At 38.4% G+C, this 24,279-nt stretch carries 21 protein-coding genes and 1 pseudogene; 7 read left to right on the top strand and 15 right to left on the bottom strand.

The annotated features are described in order from the left end of the window. Positions 1-40: 40 nt before the first annotated feature. From ACZ5N5_RS06740 to ACZ5N5_RS06705, 8 genes are all read right to left on the bottom strand, one after another. The gene (locus ACZ5N5_RS06740; RefSeq protein WP_109983231.1) at positions 41-1,972 is read right to left on the bottom strand and encodes a fructose-1,6-bisphosphatase; all 1,932 of its coding nucleotides are present in this window, start codon (positions 1,970-1,972) and stop codon (positions 41-43) included. A gap of 316 nt (positions 1,973-2,288) precedes the next feature. Further along, a complete protein-coding gene (locus ACZ5N5_RS06735; protein WP_464373516.1) occupies positions 2,289-5,471 on the bottom strand; it encodes a pectinesterase family protein in 3,183 nt (1,060 codons plus the stop codon). Between the two features lie 303 nt (positions 5,472-5,774). Continuing rightward, positions 5,775-7,001, bottom strand: coding sequence for an MFS transporter (locus tag ACZ5N5_RS06730; RefSeq protein WP_464373515.1), 1,227 nt, complete (start codon positions 6,999-7,001; stop codon positions 5,775-5,777). A gap of 23 nt (positions 7,002-7,024) precedes the next feature. Then, positions 7,025-7,969, bottom strand: coding sequence for an L-lactate dehydrogenase (locus ACZ5N5_RS06725; RefSeq protein ID WP_464373514.1), 945 nt, complete (start codon positions 7,967-7,969; stop codon positions 7,025-7,027). Positions 7,970-8,246: 277 nt separating this feature from the next. Then, a complete protein-coding gene (locus tag ACZ5N5_RS06720) occupies positions 8,247-8,810 on the bottom strand; it encodes a class I SAM-dependent methyltransferase (RefSeq protein WP_464373513.1) in 564 nt (187 codons plus the stop codon). 20 nt (positions 8,811-8,830) lie between these two features. Then, positions 8,831-9,730, bottom strand: coding sequence for an NAD(P)/FAD-dependent oxidoreductase (locus ACZ5N5_RS06715; RefSeq protein WP_464373512.1), 900 nt, complete (start codon positions 9,728-9,730; stop codon positions 8,831-8,833). Between the two features lie 146 nt (positions 9,731-9,876). Beyond that, a complete protein-coding gene (locus tag ACZ5N5_RS06710; protein WP_464373511.1) occupies positions 9,877-10,293 on the bottom strand; it encodes an Rrf2 family transcriptional regulator in 417 nt (138 codons plus the stop codon). Between the two features lie 123 nt (positions 10,294-10,416). Next, positions 10,417-10,875: a MarR family winged helix-turn-helix transcriptional regulator gene (locus ACZ5N5_RS06705; protein ID WP_277679407.1), complete on the bottom strand. Its 459-nt coding sequence runs from the start codon at positions 10,873-10,875 to the stop codon at positions 10,417-10,419. 152 nt (positions 10,876-11,027) lie between these two features. On the opposite strand from ACZ5N5_RS06705, the gene ACZ5N5_RS06700 reads away from it, so the two are divergent. Beyond that, positions 11,028-11,588 carry a hypothetical protein gene (locus ACZ5N5_RS06700; protein ID WP_464373510.1) on the top strand — a complete coding sequence of 187 codons (561 nt, stop codon included), beginning with the start codon at positions 11,028-11,030 and terminating at the stop codon, positions 11,586-11,588. Between the two features lie 16 nt (positions 11,589-11,604). Here the strand turns inward: ACZ5N5_RS06700 and queE are convergent, their stop codons facing one another. Together queE and queD are read right to left on the bottom strand one after the other, a co-directional pair. Continuing rightward, a complete protein-coding gene (gene queE, locus ACZ5N5_RS06695) occupies positions 11,605-12,336 on the bottom strand; it encodes a 7-carboxy-7-deazaguanine synthase QueE (protein ID WP_054788147.1) in 732 nt (243 codons plus the stop codon). Continuing rightward, positions 12,329-12,814, bottom strand: a complete 486-nt coding sequence (gene queD, locus ACZ5N5_RS06690; protein ID WP_054860038.1) for a 6-carboxytetrahydropterin synthase QueD — start codon at positions 12,812-12,814, stop codon at positions 12,329-12,331. The genes queE and queD overlap by 8 nt, the downstream gene beginning before the upstream one ends. A gap of 440 nt (positions 12,815-13,254) precedes the next feature. Here queD and ACZ5N5_RS06685 point away from each other — a divergent pair, with 440 nt between their 5' ends. Further along, on the top strand, positions 13,255-14,037 hold the full coding sequence (locus tag ACZ5N5_RS06685; RefSeq protein ID WP_054788148.1) for an alpha/beta fold hydrolase: 783 nt from the start codon (positions 13,255-13,257) through the stop codon (positions 14,035-14,037). 4 nt (positions 14,038-14,041) lie between these two features. On the opposite strand, the gene ACZ5N5_RS06680 is transcribed toward ACZ5N5_RS06685, so the two are convergent. From ACZ5N5_RS06680 to ACZ5N5_RS06670, 3 genes are all read right to left on the bottom strand, one after another. Then, complete coding sequence (locus ACZ5N5_RS06680) at positions 14,042-15,136, bottom strand: acetyl-CoA C-acyltransferase (RefSeq protein WP_464373509.1); 1,095 nt, start codon at positions 15,134-15,136, stop codon at positions 14,042-14,044. Then, positions 15,114-16,595: an AMP-binding protein gene (locus ACZ5N5_RS06675; RefSeq protein ID WP_464373508.1), complete on the bottom strand. Its 1,482-nt coding sequence runs from the start codon at positions 16,593-16,595 to the stop codon at positions 15,114-15,116. The genes ACZ5N5_RS06680 and ACZ5N5_RS06675 overlap by 23 nt, the downstream gene beginning before the upstream one ends. Positions 16,596-16,688: 93 nt before the next feature. Next, complete coding sequence (locus ACZ5N5_RS06670; RefSeq protein WP_054788149.1) at positions 16,689-17,270, bottom strand: biotin transporter BioY; 582 nt, start codon at positions 17,268-17,270, stop codon at positions 16,689-16,691. A gap of 300 nt (positions 17,271-17,570) precedes the next feature. On the opposite strand from ACZ5N5_RS06670, the pseudogene ACZ5N5_RS06665 reads away from it, so the two are divergent. After that, a pseudogene (locus tag ACZ5N5_RS06665) lies at positions 17,571-18,168 on the top strand (esterase/lipase family protein). Positions 18,169-18,427: 259 nt separating this feature from the next. On the opposite strand, the gene ACZ5N5_RS06660 reads toward ACZ5N5_RS06665, so the two are convergent. Further along, positions 18,428-19,309 (bottom strand): LysR family transcriptional regulator, encoded by an 882-nt coding sequence (locus ACZ5N5_RS06660; RefSeq protein WP_464373507.1) that lies wholly within the window; start codon positions 19,307-19,309, stop codon positions 18,428-18,430. 119 nt (positions 19,310-19,428) lie between these two features. On the opposite strand from ACZ5N5_RS06660, the gene ACZ5N5_RS06655 reads away from it, so the two are divergent. The 4 genes from ACZ5N5_RS06655 to ACZ5N5_RS06640 all read left to right on the top strand — a co-directional run bounded on the left by ACZ5N5_RS06655 (position 19,429) and on the right by ACZ5N5_RS06640 (position 23,051). Next, positions 19,429-20,619, top strand: a complete 1,191-nt coding sequence (locus ACZ5N5_RS06655) for a coenzyme F420-0:L-glutamate ligase (RefSeq protein ID WP_054788150.1) — start codon at positions 19,429-19,431, stop codon at positions 20,617-20,619. 106 nt (positions 20,620-20,725) lie between these two features. After that, entirely contained in the window at positions 20,726-21,817 is a 1,092-nt protein-coding gene (locus tag ACZ5N5_RS06650) for a YibE/F family protein (RefSeq protein WP_464373506.1), read from the top strand. After that, positions 21,814-22,581, top strand: coding sequence for a YibE/F family protein (locus tag ACZ5N5_RS06645; protein ID WP_464367362.1), 768 nt, complete (start codon positions 21,814-21,816; stop codon positions 22,579-22,581). Before ACZ5N5_RS06650 ends, ACZ5N5_RS06645 begins: the two co-directional genes overlap by 4 nt. Before the next feature lie 68 nt (positions 22,582-22,649). Next, positions 22,650-23,051: a MarR family winged helix-turn-helix transcriptional regulator gene (locus ACZ5N5_RS06640; RefSeq protein WP_054788151.1), complete on the top strand. Its 402-nt coding sequence runs from the start codon at positions 22,650-22,652 to the stop codon at positions 23,049-23,051. Positions 23,052-23,689: 638 nt separating this feature from the next. On the opposite strand, the gene ACZ5N5_RS06635 is transcribed toward ACZ5N5_RS06640, so the two are convergent. Then, positions 23,690-24,229: a GNAT family N-acetyltransferase gene (locus ACZ5N5_RS06635; RefSeq protein ID WP_109983249.1), complete on the bottom strand. Its 540-nt coding sequence runs from the start codon at positions 24,227-24,229 to the stop codon at positions 23,690-23,692. Positions 24,230-24,279: the final 50 nt, after the last annotated feature.

Raw genomic sequence — 24,279 nt, 5'->3', positions numbered from 1 at the left:
TTCACCATTTAAAAAGGAGAGCGATTAGCGCTCCCCATTTTTATTGCATATAGCGATATTCCATTAATTGTTTTAAGCGACCGATCTCTTCTTGTAATTCCTTGCCTACATTTGTTTCACGGACCTTTTTTCGCTCTAGCTCCTTATCCACTACACGCTTCACCGAAAGGACGTCGGCTCCATTTTGGATTACTTCTTCCTTTGAATTAAACTGCTGGTGTGCTACGAGCTGCATGCCAAATGAATTGTATAAAAGCGTGTATCCTGCAATGCCCGTTGTCGATTGATAGGCCTTCGAAAAGCCGCCATCAATTACGATCATTTTGCCATTTGCCTTGATCGGGTTCTCCCCTTCAATTTCTTTTACTGGTGTATGTCCATTGATGATATGCCCTTGATCAGGATCGAGTTCAAACTCTTCTAGCATTTTACGGCAAATCTCTTCACTTTCTCGCAAATAATAATAGGGGTTTTTATCCTCCTTATGGGAAGCTTTATCCTTTATAAAATAACGCTCGAAGGTCGTCATTGCCCGCTTCCCAAATAAAGACGAATACTCCCCTGTCCATAAATACCAAACCATATCTGTCGCTAAATCATCGGATAGGCCACGATGAGTAAAGGCATAACGCAAATATTCTTCAAATTGATCTAATAAGGCCCGACCTTTATATACCTCTCCTTCGATCTCCATCTGTTCCATTTCCCCGTCCTCATTAACTGGAATACAGCCATGGATTAGTAGGTTTCCATTATATCTCAGATAAAGACTACCTTTTTTCATTAAAAACTTCATATGGCGGGCTAATTTCTCAGAATGTTGAACAGAGACTAATAACTTATCGATCACCTCTTCTTCTTCCGGTAGCAATTGTGCCGGATTAGCTGGATTAATCGTCCGAAAGCATGTATTTTCTAGTGGATATGTCTTCCCATAGATCGTGATTTCCTTTTTTTTATAATCAATTTTCTCCAGTACTAAACGATCCTCCATATTAAAAAAGGGTCGACGTTTGATAATCGGGCTCTCTAGTTTAAATTGAATCATCGCCATCGCTTGGTGAATTTTTGTGATCTGTAAAGCTTCATGCTCAGACAATGGCTTATCTTTATGCTCCTTTGGACGAAATGCTGGATTGTCCTCGTAATATTTCTCCGCTAAATTAAGGAGTGGGCGAAGATTAATGCCATAAGCATCTTCAATAATGTCGAGATTATCATAGCGAGCACAAATACGAATAATATTTGCCAGACATACCTTCGATCCAGCATATGCGCCTAGCCAAAGTACGTCATGGTTTCCCCATTGGATATCTAAGGAGTGGTAGTTAATCAATGTATCCATGATTTTATCAGGGTCTGGGCCACGATCATAAATATCTCCTACAACATGTAGGTGATCCACAATGAGTCGCTGAATGGTATACGCTAAGCCGATAATCAATTTTTCTGACTGTCTAAGGGTAATAATCTGTTGCATAATTTTTTCATAGTATGTTTTTTTATTAGAATATTTATCAGATTTATATAATAATTCCTCGATCACATAAACAAATTGCTCTGGCAATGCTTTTCGCAGCTTTGATCTCGTATATTTGGATGAAGCATATGGAAGAAGTGTGATCATGTCATAAATCGTTTGTTGATACCACGCATTTAGCTCCACCTCATTTGAAAAGGTATTTCGGATTTGTTTTAGTTTTGCTTCTGGGTAATAAACTAATGTGGCAAAATCGTTAATTTGTTGTTCTGTCATCGTGCCTTTGAAAATATCATGAATCTTCTCTTTGACTTTACCTGAACCGTTTCTGAGCACATGTTGAAAGGCATGAAACTCTCCATGGAGGTCACTAACAAAATGTTCTGTTCCCTTCGGCAAATCAAGAATTGCTTCTAAATTTATAATTTCCGTAACGACTTTTTCCTCACAGTCGTATTTTTCCGCTAATAGATCTAAATATTTTGCATGCAATGTGATTCGAACTCCCTTCAGCACTTATCTTGTACAATTTATGTTATATTGTAACAATAAATGCAACATATATCTAGATTTATTTTTAAAAAGTGCATCATATTTAATGTAATTGTAGGTTATTCGTCTATTTAATGTGTGTTTAATTCTATTTTATGTATTCTATTAGTAATGGTGTAGTCGAGTGAAGGAAGGTGAGTTATATAGAGGATGAGGTGTCATCATTTAGAGGTATTGCGGATTCAGGTGATTAGATTGTGGGGTTAGTTCCTATAAGAACACGGAGCTAGATTAAACTGGCTCCGTGAATGTTTCTTTATTTTTGGATTAACTTGAGAATGATTTGCTTTAACGTTTGATAGGCTTGATCAGAGATTAGAGCTGGCTTTTTCTCCATTTGTGCTTTGAATTTTTGAAGAAATTTTATCGCCTGTTGCTCTGCTCCTTTTTCATCATGATACTGATATAGCTTGTAGGCATTGGTTAGCTGCTTGGCTAATGGGTGTCTTATCTCTCCTGATGAAATTAATTCTTCCAAGACTATGCCAAAGTCATCAGTGGTAACAAACTGAATGTGATAGATTTGTTTCAGTCCGTCCTCTGCGGTAACTTCTATCTTTGCTTCTGTTCCTTCTTGCGAAATAGTGACGATACTCTTTTCACTCATGGCTTCTGCGGCAATAGCTGGTAGATCTTCATTTGCAGGTAATGTCACGACATACTCTTTTTGGTTTGGATCAAAGTTTTCTAGGGATTTTCCGTCTAATGTTAGGCTAGAGAGTATCGCATTACTATCGAGAAGAATCTCTTTTTCCACTGGGTTCCAGTTATCATCCCCTGCTAGCACCTTTTCAGGCATATATGCCATAGCTTCTTCTAATGTCAGCTGTTTCGTCCATGAATAACGCTCCATCGCCTCTCCACTAGGACCACTGTTAGCGAACTCACCATATCTTGCTGTTGATTCATTCTCGCTATTACCCCAGTTATTCCACCCGTGTGGTTTAATATGCTCACCCATCCATGTCTGGATATAAACAACATTTGAATAAGGACGCCAAGGTCTACCTAATTCGACACTATCAATCATGCCTTCCTCTGCGGTTAATTTACTGTTATAGAAAACATAGCCAATGTTCGTCTTCTTCGTAGAAGCTGCTGTGACATAACCAGCATCGCGACTATGGATAATAGAATGATCAAACACGGCAGTGGCGTCACCAAAAATAAAATCGACATCGCCTGATATATAATTATCGACGTAATATTGTCTGACATCGTCTGTTGCCAATAAGGTGTCCTGCCATCCTACTAATCGGACATTTCGATAAATCTGACGGTCCCCCCTTGCTGACAGGGCGACTGCTTGGGCCGTATCATTTCCTGAATCATTTTCTATTGTTAGATTTTCTGCGATAAAGTCATCGGCTTGTACTAATACACTATAACTATCTGAGGTACCAATTTCCTCGCCATCTGGTCCGATTGTTTTCGCATTGTCATCATAAATTAATTTGGTATCCTCTGGTCCATTACCTTGACCAATTAAGCTAATATTCGTCTTTTTGTTAGGAATCTTAATCTTTTCGCGATAAACACCTGCTCCAATTTGGATGACGATACGTGATCGATTGTGATCAGGTACGGCATCAATCGCTGCCTGAACGGTCTGATAGTCACCAGAGCCATCCTTTGCTACCTTGATAACTTCGGCCGCTGTTCCCTTCACTTGAATCGAGGAATAACCAATCCCAGATTCATTCACCGCATGAATGACATAATCATACTCCTTGCCATTTTGTAAAGATTTGTCTGTGAAAACTGGCTTTGTCAGTTCCTCACCCACAATGGTATATGGTTGATCAGAGGCGTCACGACGCTTTACGATATAATAATCCGCATTTTCTACTGCCTGCCAATTCAATTGAAGCTCCCGATCTCCGATATTATGGATATTTACTTGCTTTGGCATGTTAGGTTTCCCATCATCTGCTTTTGGTTTTACTGCAATCACTTGACTCTCTAAGCTTTGTGTTGCTTTATTTTTCACAGTGATGACATAATAATAAGGTTTACCATTAACTAATTCCTTATCTTCATAGGTGGTACCCTTCACCGTTTTCAGCAATTGAAAAGTACCCTGATCACTATCTTTCCGTTTCACCTCATATACTGTAGCACCTTCTACTGCTTCCCAGCTCAATGCCACGCTACGATCCTTTACTTTTGCTGTTACATCTACAGGCATTGATAGGGAATTGATTGGAGTAACGGCTAATTCTTCGGAAGGGAGACTTTCCCCACCAATGTGCTTGGCAGATAGAACATAATAATACGTCCTACCATTGACTAAGCCTGTGTCTGTATAACTTGTTTTCGTAATTTTCTCATTAATCACTTGATAAGGACCACTAGGCTTAGTTGCCCGCCTTAGAACATACGAATTGGCATTTTCGACAGGCTCCCACTGAAGATTGACTTGGGTGTCTCTAGCCACACTTGTTATATTTTCTGGAGTCCCAGGTAACTCTGGTGTATCTGTAGGTGTAACCTCGATTTCTTCTGAAAATTCACTCTCTCCCTTTTCCCCATTACTCGTAACCACATAATAATAGGTTGTCCCATTGACAAGTTCGGTATCAACGTACGTTGTATCGTTAATATCGGATGCAATGGTCACAAAGGCCTCTTCACTTACTTCCCGCCGTTTTACATTATAGGAAAGCGCACCATCACTTACCTCCCAAAACAGCTGTACTTTCTCATTACCACTAATAGCTCTCAATCCTTCGGGTGCAGTGGTTGGAGCAGGGTACACTTTTATATTGTCAAAATAAAGATGGCCTCCCCCACTGCCAGGAGTTGCAGAAGCAATCCGCGCAATCCCGTCTTCTGAAAAGTCATCTAAAAAAGCAACCTCCTCTGCTACAAGCTCCCCATCTAAGTATATATCTACTGTTGACGTAACGGTATTAGCGATAATTTTGAAATGATACCACTGATGATCTATAGGGGGATCGGTTAATTTTACATAGGCACCATTATCGGAATAAACAAAGGTATACTCCTCTTCACCAGCCGGCTTTCGTAATTCTAAGGATAGAGCTGTTTTATTCCCTTCAGCATTTTTTAGTTGAAAAAACTTGGAGGTCCCTGCCATCCTTGGCTGCATAAAATCAAATTCTGTAATTATCGTACCATTTTGTTGCTGAAAAACTTTCTGTGCTGTCACATTTGTCCCACCTTCATCATGTAGCTTCATTGCCTTCTCGGAATCATTGCCGATTGATGTTGGCGGCACCTCCGCAACCATCACTTTATTTATATCATTTTGTGGGTCTGGTCCAATCTGATAATCCTCTGGTACTTTATTCAAATCTAGGTCTTCAAAGTGATCATCGATAAAAGGTGGGTCTTGTGATGGGGTTGCCCATGCTGTAAATGGTATAGAGGATAGTACTAATACAAAAACCAAAAGACATAACCAAATTTTTTTCATCTATATTCCTCCATTTCTAGGGGGGCTTTAGGTTAATATGCCACCTCCTAATCCTCATTTTAACAAGGGGAACATTACATTTTTTAGGCTATTACAGTGATAACGATTACATTTTTATTAGACAGGTGAGAGGGATATGTGGTGGTAACATTATTGTGATATCCTATTCTTATATTGTGCGGTCCTGTTATTAAATGGTGAGCTCAGCCCAATATTATGTAAGCTCACAAAATGAAATGTGAGTTCAAGACGGTAAATTGGGTGCTCAGCGCGAAATAGGGTGGGCACCCATCATCCTTGGCACTACACTGCTTTTTCCACGGCTAGTACCTCTACCTTTTTCTTCGTTTCTGGGAAGGTAGCCACTAACACAATATAAAGACTAGCTACCGCGATAAAGAAAATCATAGCAGGTGCGTAGCCCGCATTGCCTAAAAGAAAGCTCCAAATAATCGTAGCAATTGTCTGTCCTGCATAGGCCAATGCCCAAAACAGACCGAACATAATCGTTAATTTTTGTGGCGTCATTCCCGCTAATTCATGGGGAAGGTTTAAAAAAATTGGATACTGAATATACATCGCAAACCCGGATCCAGCAATTAAGATATAGGCTAGTATTGGTACACTATTCGCTAGCATTAATGCCAAGCCGAATGCACCAACCATGACAACTCCACAAATAGCAAGCACCGGTTTTCTCTCGATATCTTTATTTCCAATTCGGATTCCAGCAAATGTCCCCATTATTCCAAAACCAGAGATTAATAGGTTCGTAAGAGAGCCATTTAATAATGTATATTGATCAAAAATCGTTTTAAAGCTTACAAGAGAGGAAACATATAAGGTTAAAAACGCAGCAAAGGCTAAGCCATAACGCCAAATAAAACTATCCTTCAGTGCATCTTTATATCCATAGCTGTCGCCTTGGAATGCCTCTTTTGTTTCAAAGTTTTCTGCCTTGATTAGCCAACCAATAAAAAATACGAGTGTTAGTGAGGCAAAAAAGGTAAGTGTAAGGCGCCAATTCGCAATCATTTGATTGGAAAATAGGGTAAATAACATCGCCACGATAAAGGCACCCGCATTATAAGCAACCGTATTTGCTGCATTGATACGGAGCTTTGTTTTTGGGTTAGTAATATAGTGTGCTACTACTGGATTCATATAAATGATAACCATGGATCCACCTACAGCCATTATCATTCTAGCAATGGTATAAGCCCAATAGTTTGGCAAATAAATAGCAACAAGCCCCATCGTCAACAAAGCAATCGCTATGCCTGCAGCTTTTTTTGGACCTAATTTCATTAAGACGACAGCTGCTAATATATTGGCAAAAACACGAGCGGTTGTGATGGAATAATTGACTAACTCAGCTATCAGCGGATCAACTGGGCCATTAAAAAAAGTTTGGGTAATTTGCGGGGTTAAAGAAGACCCCGCTACCCAATTCATTGCAAATGTCACATAGGCTAGCCATAATACAGCCATCATAAAATAACCATTTCGGGCATTTTTCTTCATTTTCATTTCTTCACCCTTCTAACTTTTTACTATTCTAGTGGTGCGATGGTCTCCTTTAATACAGCTGTAGAGTGCTCCAATTGTTCTCTTTCCTTATCGCTTAGCTCAATCTCCATCACTTCTCGAATCCCACTTCGATTAATAACAGCAGGGACACCTATATATACATCCTTTTGACCGTATTCTCCGTCTAGATAAGCAGATACAGTTAAGATAGAATTCTCATTGTGCAAAATCGCTTTGGTGATGCGCATAAGGGACATCCCGATCCCGTAGTTCGTGGCTCCTTTTCGTTCAATAATGTGATATGCCGCATCACGTACATTCGTAAAGATTTCGTCTAAGCAAGCTTGATTTTCCTCTCTCTTTGCAATCATTGTTTCTAATCTTTCAGCACCTATCATGGCACTGCTCCATACTGGTAATTCTGTATCTCCATGTTCACCAATAATATAGGCATGAACATTTCTCGTATCAACATTGAAATACTCTCCAAGACTGAAGCGAAGACGAGCAGAATCTAGTACGGTTCCAGATCCGATGACCCGCTTTTTAGGAAGTCCAGATTCCTTCCACGTGACGTAAGTTAAAATATCCACAGGATTTGTGGCGACTAGAAAGATCCCATCAAATCCATTTCCCATGACATTTTGGACGATTTCCTTAAAAATCCTCGTGTTTTTTTCGACTAGTTGCAGGCGAGTTTCCCCTGGCTTTTGGGCTAAGCCTGCCGTGATCACAACGAGATCGGCATCCTTGCAATCCTTATAGCTCCCATTCCAAACCTTTAATGGAGAAGGAGAGAAGGCCATGCCATGATTGAGATCTCTTACTTCCCCTTCTGCTTTTGCTTCATTAACATCAATAAGAACTAACTCCTCCGCTACCCCTTGATTAATCATTGAATAAGCATAGCTACAGCCTACTGCTCCAGCACCAATTAAGACGACACGATTGATTTTTTCGTTAAACATAATGAATTTCTCCCTTCAGTCAAATCTTCTATCATGATCATAATGGCCAAAAACGAATTATTTTCTACAACATTAGTATAACATGTTATTTGTGAAACATTTCACAATAATTGTGAGAAATTTGTGAACTTTGTTTTTTGATTATAAGCATTTTATTAGTAAACACTTACATTTATCGTGTTTTAAGTGATGTAATAGCAGGAATATAATTATTATTTATTGTGATTATATTCACAATAAATAATAAAGAGAGGATAGCTCTACCCTCTCTTTCATGTTAAGGCTTTTGCGCAACGATAATGTAGATTTCTTCTTTCGGATATCTTTCTATCACTTCGAGTCCAGTATTTCGTATTTTTTCTTCCATCATGATGGAGGAAATTCTCGGATGATGAGGAGCAGGGCTATCCTTTTTTTCGAATTCTACACAGACAAAATATCCACCTGATTTAAGCACTCGCTTAATTTGCTGAAGTGATTCAGATAATGGCTCAATTTCATGAAGAACTAAAGAAGCTATCGAGAAATCAATAGAATGGCTTGGTAATGAAATATCTTCGATTCGGCTATTAATTGTTTGAATGTTGGTGAGATGCTCTTTTTTTGCTTTGGAATGGATCAATGCTAGCATTTGGTCATCTATATCCAGTGCAAACACAGACCCTTTTACCCTCTTGGCTGCTGGAATTGTCAAATATCCTGTCCCTGCACCGAGGTCTAAAAAAGTATCAGTTTGTTGAATAGGAAGCATATCTAAAAGCTCTTCTGGCAATATATCTCCTCTTTTTTCCGGATTTTCGAGAAATTCAACCTTTTTCATAAAATGCTTTTTTCCTTCCATCCTGTCTTCCTCCCTTTTCTTTAAAAGTCCTCATTTACAAGGTCTCCCACTATCGTACTTGCCGCTATACTGCCCTGAGCAGCAGCAGTAATTAGTTGAGGAGGCGCTTGTAAAGATAGGTCACCACATGCATAGACTCCTTCTATGTTCGTGCGCCCGACCTTATCTGTTTGGATGCCACCCATCTCATTGATCTCACAACCTATCGTCTGTCCTAATGTTGATGCTTGCTCGAGCCTTGTTGCAACAAAGCCCCCTTCTCTTTCGATTTCCTGCCCATTTTGAAAGATAACCCTTTGCAGCTGTCCATTTTTTCCTTGTAAACTCTTAATTCCATCCTCTATCACTTTTATCTCATTTTTTGCTAATAATTGTCTTTGTTCATCAGTAAAGTGATTTTTCCCGTTTGTACAAACAACCAAATCCTTACTCCAATTGAAGATCATTTTCGTATAATGAAAGATTCGTTCGTCTTCTGAAATGACTACTAATGGGCGATCTCTTAATTCCCAACCATCACAAAATGGACAGGTGAAGACGCTCTTTCCATAAAAATGGTGAATACCTTCTATATTTGGCATGCCATCTCTAAGTCCTGTCGACAAAATTACCTTTCTTGCGTAAAAGTATTGCCCGTTATCTGTTTGAATTTGAAAAGACAGACCCTCCTTCTTCATATCCTTCACTCGCTCTTTATGAATAGATATGTTGGGGTATTTCTTTAAATCCTGTACTGCCAATTGTTTAAATTCTGAAGGCTTGATTCCATCTCTTGTTATAAAACCATGAGATTCATTTGTGACAGCATTTCTAGGCTTGTCCTCATCAAATAAGATAACCTTCTTTCTTGCTCTTCCTAAAACTAACGCAGCATTTAAACCAGCTGGGCCACCACCAATAATGATACAATCATACAGCATTTCTATTACCTCCTTAAATAAAATACATTAAAGACTCTTAATATCTATAATTGGATTAAAGGGAGATTGCCATCAGTGGAGTGTTGCATTCTCCCCACTAATGGTTAGCGTATTGATAAGGGGATAGTGATGATGCATCACTTTTTTTATTTGCTTGTCTCTTCCATTTTTTTCGCAATATCGATAATATACGTCTTGTCTAATTGATCTTTCATCTTTTTCTCTGCATTAATCATTTCCCGTTCAATGAGGCAATCTTCATTTCTTTGCTCCTCATGATCCAATGAACAGCTAAATAAGGTGGTTTTCCCTTCTATCGCATAGATCACATCAAGGAAGGAAATTTCCTGATAGTTTCTTACAATACGGTATCCTCCCTTAACACCTGGGGTTGATTCAATCAGACCTGCTTTGACAAGCTTCGTTAATATCTTAGAGAGGTAGGTTGGGGAAAGGTTTTGGATTTTAGCCAATTGCTCTACTCCAACGGACTCCCTCTTCTCGGTTAACGTCAAATATACCATGGTGTGTAACGCATAATTTGTTGCTCTTGAATATTTCATCACGCATTCTCCTACAAAAATCTATTATAGACCTTTAATGTCTGTAATAGATTATAAAGAACCATCAAATAAAAGGCAAACAATTTGTTTATCTTACCATTGCATAAACAACCACACTAATTTTTACTTCATCTTCTCTATCTCTTGTTTAAAAACTGCCATACTTTTCTCGATATAATCATTAATCACTTTTATCTCTTCCGGGCTGTAATTAGCAACCACTTTCCCCATTTCCTGTCCAAATGATTGAAAAACCGCTCCTAATTCTGAACCTACTTTTTTGACATTTGCTTTAATGATAACTTTTCTTCGATCCTCTGTAGGCCTTTCTCTAAACACAAAACCTTTCCTTGCAAGTCGGTCGACAACGGTTGTTACCATTCCTGTTGATAAGCCAGTTTTCGAAGCTATCTCACCGGCAGTCATTCCTTCTGATGGTATTAAACCTAAAACTTTATAGTCTGTTAAATTTAAGCCGACTTTTTCTGCTGCAGTTTGGTGAAACATAATTAAAGCCAAACTGAACTCTTTTCCTAAATGCATAGAATCCTGTTGTTCCGAATGATGATTTACTGTTGACATTTTACCTACTCCCCATTATGATTTAATTATCTCTAAATTAGAGATGCTTTATTTTAGAGATATTTGGCAATCTAGTCTAAATAAGATTATATACGATTAAATAGAAAGATATCAATTATGCAAAGTCTTAACAAATAAAAAGGAGTGGTTCGATGGAGCTTTCGACGATTTGGCGCTATGGAAAAACTGGGCTGAAAACATTTTTATTATCTCTCCAATTCTTCTACAGTCATTTATCCCTACTATCGCTCTCCCTCATACCGGCATTATTCCGCACTTATCAAATGTGGAATGATCAAACACCTATTTGGTTAGAAATCATTGTGGAATTAACACGAGTTGTCCTTATCCTATTGATGATTAGACTTATGTCAAAAAGTAGCTTCCGACGATTAAGGCAAAGAAGCTTCTGGGATAACCTTGTAGAAATCTGCACTATTCAAGTGAAAAGAAATTGGCCCTATAGATTTATCGCTCAAATCATTGTTTTTGTTGTTTTATTATTTGGATTAGGTAATTTTCTAATCAGCCTAATAGTTAGCCAAACCTTAGATCCTTTAATGGGAATGATCGGCTTACAAGCTTATGAGTATAGCCACGCACATGATGCCTATTTATTCTTTTTAAAAAATATGAGTGTTATTCCTTTAGCGATGGTTTATATCCTTAAAATGTGCGGAGTTAAACCGATTAGGAGTGGCCCTGCAATCTAATGCAGAGCCTATCACTCTAGTAACCTCTCTTGTTTCCCCAAACCAAAGTATGTAGTTGAGGCAATACACGTACATTATTCAATTTGGACGAAGACGTCGTTTTATTTATTAACCACTCATATTTTTCTAATAGCATCAAAGCCAATTGTTGATCACTTTGACACATCGTATCATCATTTCCTACTTGAAGGAATAAGGGTATATTTCTATATCTTTCATGAATACCTATGGCATATTCAAAATCGTCCTCCTCAAAGATTACGATTTTTAAGCTTAATAAGCCAGTGGATTTTTGTGAATTGGTTAGTTTTTCAATGATTTGGTCTAGTATTTCAAAATTTGTCTTCATACCAGAGCTTGGCGGCTTAGGGGAAATCGTTAAATCATCAATATCCTTCATCCAATCCTGCCATCTAGACCCTTGGGTTTCTAAAGCTATTTCTATCCCTTTCTGATTCAATAATGCTACTAATTCACCAATGGAAGCAAGAAGTGCAGGGTTCCCCCCTGAAATCGTTACATGATCAAAGCAATCCTTGCCAATCTGATGGAGCTCATCCATTATCTCATCAGCCGTCATTTGGCGGATTTCCTCTTTAGCCGAGCCATCCCATGTGAAGGCAGAGTCACACCAGGAACATTGGTAGTCACAACCAGCTGTCCTAACAAACATCGTCTTTCTTCCGACGACCATCCCCTCTCCTTGAATCGTTGGGCCAAATATCTCTAAAACAGGGATCTTACTCATGCTCCATCCACTCCCTTTTCACTTCGGCATAACTTGTTGGAGTTTCATAGAGTCGGACAAATTCCACTCTAACTTCGGACAGAGCGTATTCCTTACATTTGATAGATTCCTCCATTTTTTCATATAACCATACGACCATATTTTCTGCTGTCGTATTCATTTTTGGCAAGGTTTCGTTAAGGTATCTGTGATCTAAATGGATCTCTATCTCGTTCTTCCAGATTTTCTTGATATCTCCAAAATCGATGACAATTCCGATATCATTCACAAATCCGCTAATACCAAAGATCACTTTATAGGTGTGCCCATGAAGGTTCTTACATTTCCCTTCATATGCATGGAGATGATGAGAGGCATCAAATGTGAATTCTTTACTGACAAGAACTCGCTTATGGTGATATTTTAATTCATGATAGGAAATATCTCGTTCATATTTCTGCAAACCTTCTACTACTCTAAATTCTTGATGTTCTGACATGTTTATTACACCTTCTTCTACTTATGCTTAAAATAATGATCACTATGATCTTATCAAATTTTCTTTGATGCTTGTAACATGGGAGTCTAATTGCGAATTATCTGATAGAACATTTAATTTTGAATATAATTTGTTTAAAGGTGATTTTAATTTGCTATTTTTTTAAATTGACATTGGAAGTTCTACAGTAATCTTTTTATTGATTTTCTATTTGTTAAAAAAGAGCCTTATTAAGAACTACAAAGAATAAAGATAATGCCTTTATTCGATCCACTTAACTCTATTCCATTCATTTTACTAATTTAATAGATAATGAACCATTGGAAAAAATGCTTCAAAGCTTTCGAAAAGGCTGCAATTTCTGGCTCTTAATCAGAGATATTCACCTATGTCTACCTTATTGAATATTCTAAGGTGATTAACTAAGAGGGGGAATTTTCATGGGTTACTATATTCCTGTCGAACAAGGGGTAAATTTATATGTCGAGGATATAAATCCAAATGGCAGGAAAACCATTGTATTTATCCATGGTTGGCCATTAAATCATAAACAGTTTGAATATCAATATAATGTGCTGCCTGCCATGGGTTATCGCTGTATCGGAATTGATTGGAGGGGATTTGGAAAATCAGATAAGCCTATTAGTGGCTATACTTATAATCGTCTTGCTGATGATATTCGCATGGTAATAGATGCTCTTCAACTCGATGATTTCGTACTTGTTGGGCATTCTACTGGTGGAGCCATAGCAATTAGATATATGTCTAGGTATAATGGCAAGGGTGTATCTAACCTCATCCTTGTAGATGCAGCAGCTCCAACAGGCTTTACCGCTGAAACTGCAGACAAACTTCTCAAGGAGACATACAATGATCGTCCAAACATGCTACAAGGGATAACGAATGAATTCTTCTTTCAATATATCACCCATTCTTTTGCTGAATGGTTTAAACAATTAGGATTACAGGCAGCGAGCTGGTCTACTGCATCTGTCATTATTTTATTGAGAGACGAAAACGTTGCCGCTGATCTTTCGGCCATAAATACCCCTACTATCATTATTCATGGTGTACATGATCAAGTGATTCCTTTTACACAAGCACAGGAGCTTCACGAGAAAATAAAACATTCCCAGCTTATTCCGTTCTATTATAGTGGACATGGTGGCTTCTGGGAGGAGCGTGACAAGTTTAAACATCTATTGCTAGAAATTCTTTCGTGAAAATTCAAGCTACTACTTTGAATAAAATAGCACTACCGATACCACCACCACTTCCCATGGCTGCTAACACATATTGAATATCCGCTCTTCTCTGCACCTCGTAAAAAAGTCTTGTAATCATCATACTTCCCGAGGCACCATAAGGATGTCCTAATGTTAACGCACCACCGAGCACATTTAGCTTTTCATAAGGAATGGAAAGCTCTTTAGCACAAGCAACTATCTTAGAAGAAAAAGCTTCATTAATCTCGATCAAATCTATCTCCGCAATCGTTAACCCATTCCGAGCTAATAAGGTTTGAATGGCTGGGATTGGAGCTGCACCCGGATAATGAGGATCAATGCTAGTTACCTCACTATCTACAAATCGCAAAATAGGTTGGAAGCCATGGTTTAATGCCATGGTCTCCTCCATGACCAGTACAGCGGAAGCCCCATCATGGATTCCACAGCTATTGGCTGCTGTCACTGTTCCATTCTTTTTGAATATCGGTTGTGCCCTTTGGAGAAGAACCTTCATTTTTCTTTTCTTCAAAAGATCCTCATCTTGACTTTTTCCTTCAATTGGAAGTAACTCGTCTTTTAAATACCCTTGTTCAAAGGCCTCCCAGCTACGGTTATAGCTTAATAAGGCATACTCATCCTGAAGCTTTTTAGAAACAGAATATTTCTCTGCGACATATTCTGCCGCAATCCCCATTTCGGGATCACCTATTTTGTCAGGTGAAAATCTTGCCCTAGATGGAAATGGAGAAGTACTCGTACTTTCCACACCCCCAGCGATATAACATTGGCCAGCACCACCCTGAACAAAATAACTTGCCATACGAATCGCTTCTAGTCCTGCACTACATTGGCGATCAATGGTGACACCAGGTATAGTGAGCGGAAGTTCTGCTTCCAGTGCTGCAAGCCTAGCTACATTTCCTCCTGGTCCAACCACATTTCCTAAAATAACATCATCGATCTTTCCTTCTATGCCACTTGATAAATGTTGGAGAATAGGAGCAACAAGTTCATGAGGCTCCATACTTTGCAAAAGCCCTCCCTTTTTTCCGATAGGAGTTCGTTTCGCATTAACGATTACCGCTCGATTCATTACAGGTCAACTCGCTTTCTATTTGTTTCCTCAATTTCGCACGAGCGATTTTACCACTGGTGGTATACGGCATTTCGGATCGAAAAAACCACTTACGCGGGATTTTGTAAGAGGATAAATGCTTCTTACAAAATCTTTTTAATTCAAGCGAGCTACTCTTTCCTTTCACTACAGCAGCTACCATCTGACCCCAGTAATCATTAGCTATTCCCATCACCGCAACCTCCTCTACATCTGAATGCAAGGATAGCACTTTTTCTATTTCTTCCGGGAAAATATTGATACCTCCATATAAAATCATATTATGCTCCCGCCCAGCAATATATAGAAAGCCATCCTCGTCAAAATACCCGATATCATCAACAGTTGCCCATCCTTGTTCATCTTGAATGGTGTGAATAGGTCCTTCTGGTTGTTCAAAATATCCGTCGATTAGCAGTTTACTTTTGACATATATTTTTCCAGTCTCATTTGGTTGTGCTAATTCTTGATTGGAACGTCTTATTTGTACCTCCACACCACGGCAAGGTCTGCCAACAGTTCCTACCTTCCGTCTCCCATCTCTATCAGCAAGAACCGTAACAAAGCTCATCTCTCCAGCTCCATAGAACTCATATATCTTCACATCCATTAGAAGCTGACGAATAGCCTTCTTCGATTTTTCCGACCACTTCGCACCAGATGAAATGACTTTTAGAGGTTTATCTATGGGAATTCCTACTTTTAAGAAGGCATCAACCATTGTCGGAACCACATACAAGGCTGTAATCGGGTGTGTTTCTAGCCATAACATTCCCTCAGTCGGTGTAAATTTTTCTAACAAATAAACGGTTCCACCTAAATACAATGTACTGATTGCTCCATATAAAAAATGAGAATGGATAAAAGAACCAGGAATAAGCACGTTGTCTGTATCTTCTAACTCGAAATCAAAGCGAGAACAATCAAAGCTTGCCACCCATGAATTATGGGCACGAACAAATGCTTTTGGATTCCCAGTTGTACCAGAAGTAAAACCAATATAAAAAAGAGGATTTCCTTCTACTTCGTGAAATTCCGAGCTAAATAGAGAAATTTCCTGTAAAATTTCATCCACTATTCTTACATTAGCTTTCATATGATTTGACTGCGCGTATTCCTCTTTCGTTGTCACTATAACAGAAGGTCTAGAAAGCTTCACTTTATTCTCTAATTCCCTCAGATTCCATTTCCTATCATAAGGAACGACAACCCATCCTGCTCTAGCTGCTCCTGCGAATAATTGTAGAAATGGAATTCCGTTTGGAAGGAGAATTCCTAGCGTTTTATTAACTGTTGGTAAGGAGTTTAGCCAGTTTGCTGTTTGATTGACCATTACATTCCATTTTTGATAACGGATCTGTTGATTTTTCGTATGTATCGCAACTTTTTCTGGAGTTAATGTGGCGAAAGTTGGATAAGTTGCTGTAATATTTCCCATAACGGATCACCTACTAAAAAAAATCGAATTCACATATTTTATTTTACTACTATGTCTTTCTTTATTCTAAAACTAGCCTAACATACTTTAACATCAGAGTGCCTTCTTCGATTGGAAACCTGTGTTAGCTTTTTGAGCAAAGTGAGATAGTGCTGGATGTTTTCTTAGTCTGTATACCAAAACGGAAGCAAAAATGGCTTTTATCACATCTCCCGGTATAAATACTAAGCTTAGATTTACTGCCTTTAATACAGGTATGTCCATCATGTATGCTTGAATCGGAGTTCCTACTAAGTAGATGAGAAGAATCCCCACTGTGAGATTGATCCATAGCACATATTGTAATTTCATCGTTCGAAAGTGTGATAATAGATATCCAATACACCAAGCTGTAATTGGCCATGAAAGGATATAACCAACACTTGGCCCGGCAAATACACTTAGTCCCCCTCGTCCTCCAGATAGTAGTGGCATCCCTACAGCTACCATGCATAAAAAGACCAGCTGGCTCATCGCTCCTAATCTAGCACCTAATATTCCTCCTGAAAGTAGGACACCTAGTGTTTGTAAGGTAATCGGAACGGGTGTGAAAGAGAGTGTAATCGGCGGAACTAGTCCCATAGCTCCCATTACGGCAGCAAACACTGCTACTAAGGTAATTTCTTTAATTTTCACTTGTTAATCTCCTAACTATTCTGATGTATTCTTTTCGGTTTTATCTTAAGCAATCAAGTTAAATATGTCAACCTTTTGTTATAAAAGGTTGACATATTACTTCTGTTTTTAAAAGGGCTATTTTACTAATTAGCTAGGCTTCATTCATCATTTTTCTACTATTCTTTGACATTTTGTTCCACTACTTATTATGATAGATTTATAGGTTATTTTTGGTAATGAAGGGGGTAATTGTAATAAGAAAACAATCAGTTTGAATGAGCAAAAATGGATCGAAATTTCATTTTATAGGAGGAGAAAATGATGAAAAAATTTTTATCTGTATTATTCGTTAGTATTGCATTTATCCTTACCATTTCGACATTTGGACAAGCTTCTAAAGTCGAAGCCGCAACAGATACCCCGGTTGTATTCGTTCATGGCTTAGGTGGTTCCGATACGAATTTTGCCCTTATCAAACGCTATTTAAGAACACAAGGCTGGGATAGATAACCTTTATGGCATTGACCTTCCAAGCAAGCAAGGAAATCAAGAACTTAATTCCGCTGCCATTAGAAATTTTGTTGATAATGTTCGAAATGAAACAGGTAGTGATAAGGTTAACTTAGTCGGTCATAGCATGGGAGGAGCCAACAGTTTATATTACATCTTACATAAAGGTGGCGACTCCAAGGTAGACAAGCTAGTCACATTAGGTGGTGCAAATCGACTCACAACAAGCTTTGCCCCGAGCGGGATTGACACTACATCGATCTATTCCACCAATGATTTAATTGTTCGACCATATCTTTCTATTCTATCAGGAGCAGAGAATATTGCGGTTTATGGCGTCTCTCATATTGGATTATTAAATAGTTATCAGGTTAATCAGCATTTGAAGGCGGCGTTGGGGGAGTAAACGAAAAGAGAGTGGGACAAAACTAAATAGATAGAATGACAATCCGAACAATATTCTGACCTAGCGTAGTCATAATACGGAGACTCCAGTAGGAACAGCACGAGCTGAAGATCCACTTTGTAAAGTGGTTTTCTTTGCAAAGTTAGCAGATCGCCGTGCGCACGGAAAGCGGAGTATTTTGACGGTGGTGGTTATAGTGCAGAAATCTCAATGTTCGAATTTTCCCTAATTTATTACTCTTTTGTCCCAGCCACTTCCTCTAACGATTAACACTCTCCACAAACTTCCTCGCCGCACGTGATAAGGGGACATTCTTTAAATAGCAAATACCAATACTCCTTTTCGGGATTTGCTCCTCCAGCATCACCTCATACAGATCGCCTCTTTCTAAATAATCATTGGAAAATTCCTTAATGATACAGGAAATCCCGAGATTAATTTTAGTGAATTCCAAGACGAGATCATAGGACCCTAGTTCAAATACTGGCGATACCTGATAACCCCTTTTTTCAAAAAAATGCTCGATATACATACGCGAATTGGACTTCTTTTCTAAAAAGATTAAAGGCAATCTCATTAAAAAATCTAAACTAATTGGTTTTTCCGTAATTTTTTTGTATTTCTCTCCACAAACGAAGATATCCTGAATTTCCTTACATGGCATCACTTGAAGCTGCTCATCCTGGATTGGCAAATTACAAATGCCAACATCTGCCTTACCTGATTTAATAAAGCTACAAATCTCTGTTGTCGTACCATTAATGATATTTAATTTAATGCCTGGATACCTTGCATGGAAATCCTCCAAATAGGGCAGTAAAAAATAACGAGAAATCGTATCTCCCACTCCAATCCGTAGCTCCCCTGTTTTCAATGTTTTAAATTCTAGCATCTTATCCTCAGCGACATGAATCATTGATAACGCTGAGTCCACATGGTCATGTAACAGCTCTCCTTCACTCGTTAAGACTACACCCTTAGACGTTCTGTTAAACAGCTTTATATCTAATTCCTTTTCGAGCTTTGAAATCGACTGACTAACGGCAGACTGTGTCATATATAGTTCCTCTGCTGCTTTAGAAAAGCTTTTGTTACGACTTACCACATGAAAAATACGATATAAATCCAATTTGCCAATCATATAACTTCTCCTTATATCATCTATTATTAATCTTAATTTTACTAATATCGCTTCACAAGGTATAGTAGCATAGGGATGAACAAATAGAAAATATTTGAACACTTAGAGGAGAGATTAGATTGGAAAGAACACTTGGAACAGTTGTACGTGGTCTTCGTGGACCCATTATTCATAAAGGAGATAACATCGAGGATATTGTCGTGAATACCGTATTACATTCCGCAGAAGCTGAAGGGATCTCGATAGAAAATCGAGACATTGTAACGATCACAGAGTCTATCGTAGCTCGTGCGCAAGGGAACTATGCGACAATTGACGATATCGCAACAGATGTCAGAGAAAAATTCCAAGAGGAAACCGTTGGGGTTATTTTTCCTATTCTTAGTCGTAATCGATTTGCGAATTGCTTAAGAGGCATTGCAAGAGGAGCTAAAAATGTTGTCTTGATGCTGAGCTACCCATCTGATGAAGTAGGTAACCATCTTGTAGACCTCGATGAATTAGATGAAAAAGGAATTAACCCATGGACTGACGTCTTAACAGAAGAAGAATTTCGCAAACACTTTGGTCATAAGAAGCATCCATTTACTGGTGTTGATTATATTGACTATTACAAAAGCCTAATCGAAGCCGAAAAAGCAACATGTAAAGTAATTTTCTCCAACAATCCGAAAACAATCCTAGACTATACGAAGAACGTATTAACCTGTGATATCCACTCACGCTCTCGAACAAAACGCATTCTAACAGATAATGGTGCACAGAACGTATATGGTCTTGATGATATCCTTGCAAAATCGATTAATGGCAGTGGCTTTAATACAGAGTATGGCCTCTTAGGCTCCAATAAAGCAACAGAGGAAAGTGTGAAACTATTTCCGAATAACTGTCAGCCTATAGTAGATGGCATTCAAGCCAAAATCAAAAATGAAACAGGGAAAACGATCGAGGTCATGGTATACGGCGATGGGGCATTCAAGGATCCTGTCGGTAAAATTTGGGAGCTTGCTGATCCGGTTGTATCACCAGCATACACTAAAGGATTAGACGGGACACCAAATGAAGTCAAGCTAAAATACCTTGCGGACAACAACTTCGCAGACCTTAAGGGAGATGCGTTAAAGCAAGCTATCTCAGAATATATCGAGAACAAGAATGAAGATCTCGTAGGCGCGATGGAAGCACAGGGCACTACTCCTAGGAAATTAACAGATTTGATTGGTTCGTTATCCGATTTGACCTCAGGTAGTGGGGACAAAGGAACGCCAATCGTTTATATTCAAGGATATTTTGATAATTATACAAAATAAATGCTAGTAAAAAGAGATGCCTCGTAAGAAGAGGGATCTCTTTTCGTTTTAGCCAAGAAGCGAATCATGATATCATAATAGAATCTAAGTGTTGGAGTTGAATGTTATGAATAAAGGCTTCCAGAAGAAATACCTTCTCTATTTACTTGTCTTCTTTGGCTTTATTGGTTCCATGGTATTCGTCTATCATAACCATGATTTCTATGAACGGACGATACTTAAAGTAACCGAAACAATCCAGACAGACCGTATAGAAATAACCGACAACTATGAAAATAAAGACTATCTCGTTACCCAAAAAATTACGGCGGTTATCCAAAACGGGGAAGATAAAGGGAAGACGATAGAGCTAGAAAATCAATATTCGGGATCACAGGCCACCCATTTCCAACTAAAAAATGGAACGGAGTTTTTTCTAGCAAAGGATGGTAGCTCTGTCGGTGACATAAAAAGGGATAAATATCTCGTATTAGTTGCATGGCTATTCATTATCATCCTGCTCCTTGTCGGTAAAAAGCAAGGTGCATTATCTGTTGTCAGCCTTGCAGTGAATGCCGTTATTTTATCGGTAGCACTAGATATTTATATCCGCAATTCTGATAATAGCCTACTGATCATTTGTGGAATAAGTATTATTCTCTTCACTGTCCTGTCCTTAATCATGGCTAGTGGACTGAACGAAAAAACCTATACCGCGATTATAGCGACATTGCTCAGTACTTTTGCCTCTCTATTAATTGCCTATGTCGCATTATTAGTAACGAAGGAGCAAGGTATTCGCTATGAAGAGATGGCTTTTCTCACAAGAAACCCGCAAATCATCTTTATGGGTGGATTGTTAATTGGTTCATTAGGGGCAGTTATGGATGTGGCAATCACCATGTCTTCCTCTATCTTTGAATTATTCGAAAAGAATAACGAGATTAGGCTAAGTATATTAAAAAAATCCGGTCTTGAGATTGGAAAAGATATCATGGGCACGATGACGAACATTTTGTTCTTTGCCTATGTCAGTGGAACCATCCCAGCATTACTGTTGTATTTCAAGAATGCATCTCCACTCGGGTTCACCTTATCCATGAACCTATCTGTGGAACTAGCTCGCGCGCTAGCTGGAGGGATTGGGATCGTATTAACGATTCCGATTACGCTTTATATTTCGATTTTCTTTATTAAAAGAAAGCAGGCGAAGCTATGAATGTATTAATTCTATTAGCAACAATTTTATTTATTCTGATGGCGGTTGTTGGTGGGAAAAAAGGGATCAAATCCTTTATCGCATTGTTATTAAACTTTGCCGTCGTCATTGCAACTGTCCTAATGATGAATGATCCTAATGCGAACCCTATTTTACTTACATTAGTTGCCTGTGGAATCATTAGTGCAATCAGCTTATTCTATATCAATGAGATCAATAGTAAAACAAAAATGGCTTTTCTGGCGACGATTATAACAAGCTTGTTATTACTAACCTTTATTTTTTTCATAACAGAAAAATCGATGATTTATGGGTTTAGCGAAGAGGAATCGGATTCCTTGACGATTTTTTCATCACGTATCGGAATTGATTTTGTTAAGGTTGCTACTTCCGTTATTATTATGAGTACCATTGGAGCGATTGTCGATACGGCCATTTCCATCACTTCGCCAATGCGAGAAATCCACCAGCAAAACCCTGATATTACAAGAAAAGACCTTTTTATGTCGGGAATCCGGATTGGCAGAGATATTCTTGGGACAAGTAGTAACACCTTGTTCTTTGCCTTTTTCGGTGGATATATGGGGCTAATTATTTGGTTCAAGGACTTGTCCTACTCCATGGGAGAAATCGTCAATTCCAAAGTGTTTAGTGAGGAGATGATCACGATTCTTACAGCAGGCATCGGAGTAGCATTAGTGATTCCTATTGCTGCAGCGATCACTGCCTATCATCTCGTCTCCTTCAAGCATTCAAAGGAGTAACAATATTGGCAGTAGGCTGTTTTCGTTATATACTTAACATATCTTGAAAAAACGTAGGTTGTGATAAAATGCCCGAAAATAATATAGAAGTTATCATGAGAGAAATGCTCGCAATCCAACAGAAAGCTCGACGTTTTGCTGACATGCTTTGTGAAGGTGAATCACTAGCCCAAACTCAACTCATTCTCCTGATCCAAATGAAAATTAATAATGGGATGAAGGCCTTCGAAATTGCAGAGTTTTTAGGAGTTACCCCCGGAGCAGTTACTTCTATTTGCGATAAATTAGAAAAGCTTCAGCTCATCCAACGAGTCAGAGAAAGCGAAGATAGACGCGTTGTCAAGATGATGCTAACAGAAGATGGTGAAGCAAAGGTTCACGAGCTATTCTTGAAATTTCCTCAAGAGGAATTGGCGGAGATAAAGAAGGTGCTGTTAGAAGTGAATCATTTATTGAGTAGTGTGTTTTAAGGAATGGTATAGTAGTAAAAGTAATACTATTGCTGTAGCTGGCATTCCTTCACCTCTGTTCCTTGTATGTAAAGATTCATTACATGTGAGCTTAGTATAAGTGTTTAATATTACCTCCATAGAAAGTATATAACTGTTTAAGTTAAAGGGATAGTCAATGAAGTAACAAAACGTTGAACACTATTCATAGTATATAAGACATTTGTTAAAAACCCTATAATCGGGTATAATATATTTAGAAAATCATATACTATGAAAAACCGCAGACGCTCCAACGTCTACGGTTACAATAGACCGAACCCCGATAAGAGGGGCGGCGCATTAAGAGTGGAAATAACCCCTAATAGCTACCAGGCATATGAGGGGTTATTTTTTATGTGAAAACGACAGTATAGCCACAACAAGTGATGCAAAAGATATGCAAAGCACTAGGCTTTCGAAAACTGTCACAGGCGTCACCTCCCTTCTTGAACATAGTTCAAAGAAGGTATTACAGATGCGCCACCCCTCATATGAAGTCGATCTATCGATAAATCTATTATAACATGTTAGAAATCTAAATAGAGAATTTCGACATAGTTTTTAGTAGCATTGATGACTTTCAACATGATTACATTTCGTATTTTTCTTGAAATGTGTTAACCCTTGTTCATTACCTGCCATTCATCTTCTAAAATGCTCATTTCCCACAAACTCCAGTACTCGTCACCTATTTTTCTGATTTCTCTTAATAACCCTTCTTTTTTAAATCCAGCCTTTTCATAGCAAGCGATTGCTGAAGTATTAAAATCAAAAACACCGAGGCTAACTCTATGTAAATGAAGTTCATCAAATGCAACTCTAAGAATTTCTTTCATCATTCGTACACCGATTCCTCTACCTCTTCCATTTTTGTCACCAACTAACACTTTTCCTACCCTTGCCGACTTGTTGTTTCTGTCAATGTTCCCCAATGAGATATGGCCTATAACAGACCCTGTTTCCGTATTTATCACACTACAAATTAAAGCATGCGAACTTTCCTTGTTTGCATCTTTGAGGTAATTCTCCAATTGTTGTTCCGTTAAGGGGAAGTTAAAATTAGGACCTCCCCATTGGAGCAAGAATTGCGGGTTCTCCACCCAATTAATTAATTGTTGAAAATCTGATCGTTTAAAATATCTTAATTTAATCTCCATAAATGCCTCCTTGCATTCTAAAAAAGTAGAGGAGAACTTGCTCCTCTTAT

Source organism: Gracilibacillus sp. JCM 18966, from assembly GCF_055392695.1.
The sequence above is the reverse complement of the archived record's forward strand: the minus strand, read 5'-3'. Positions and strand labels throughout refer to the sequence as shown.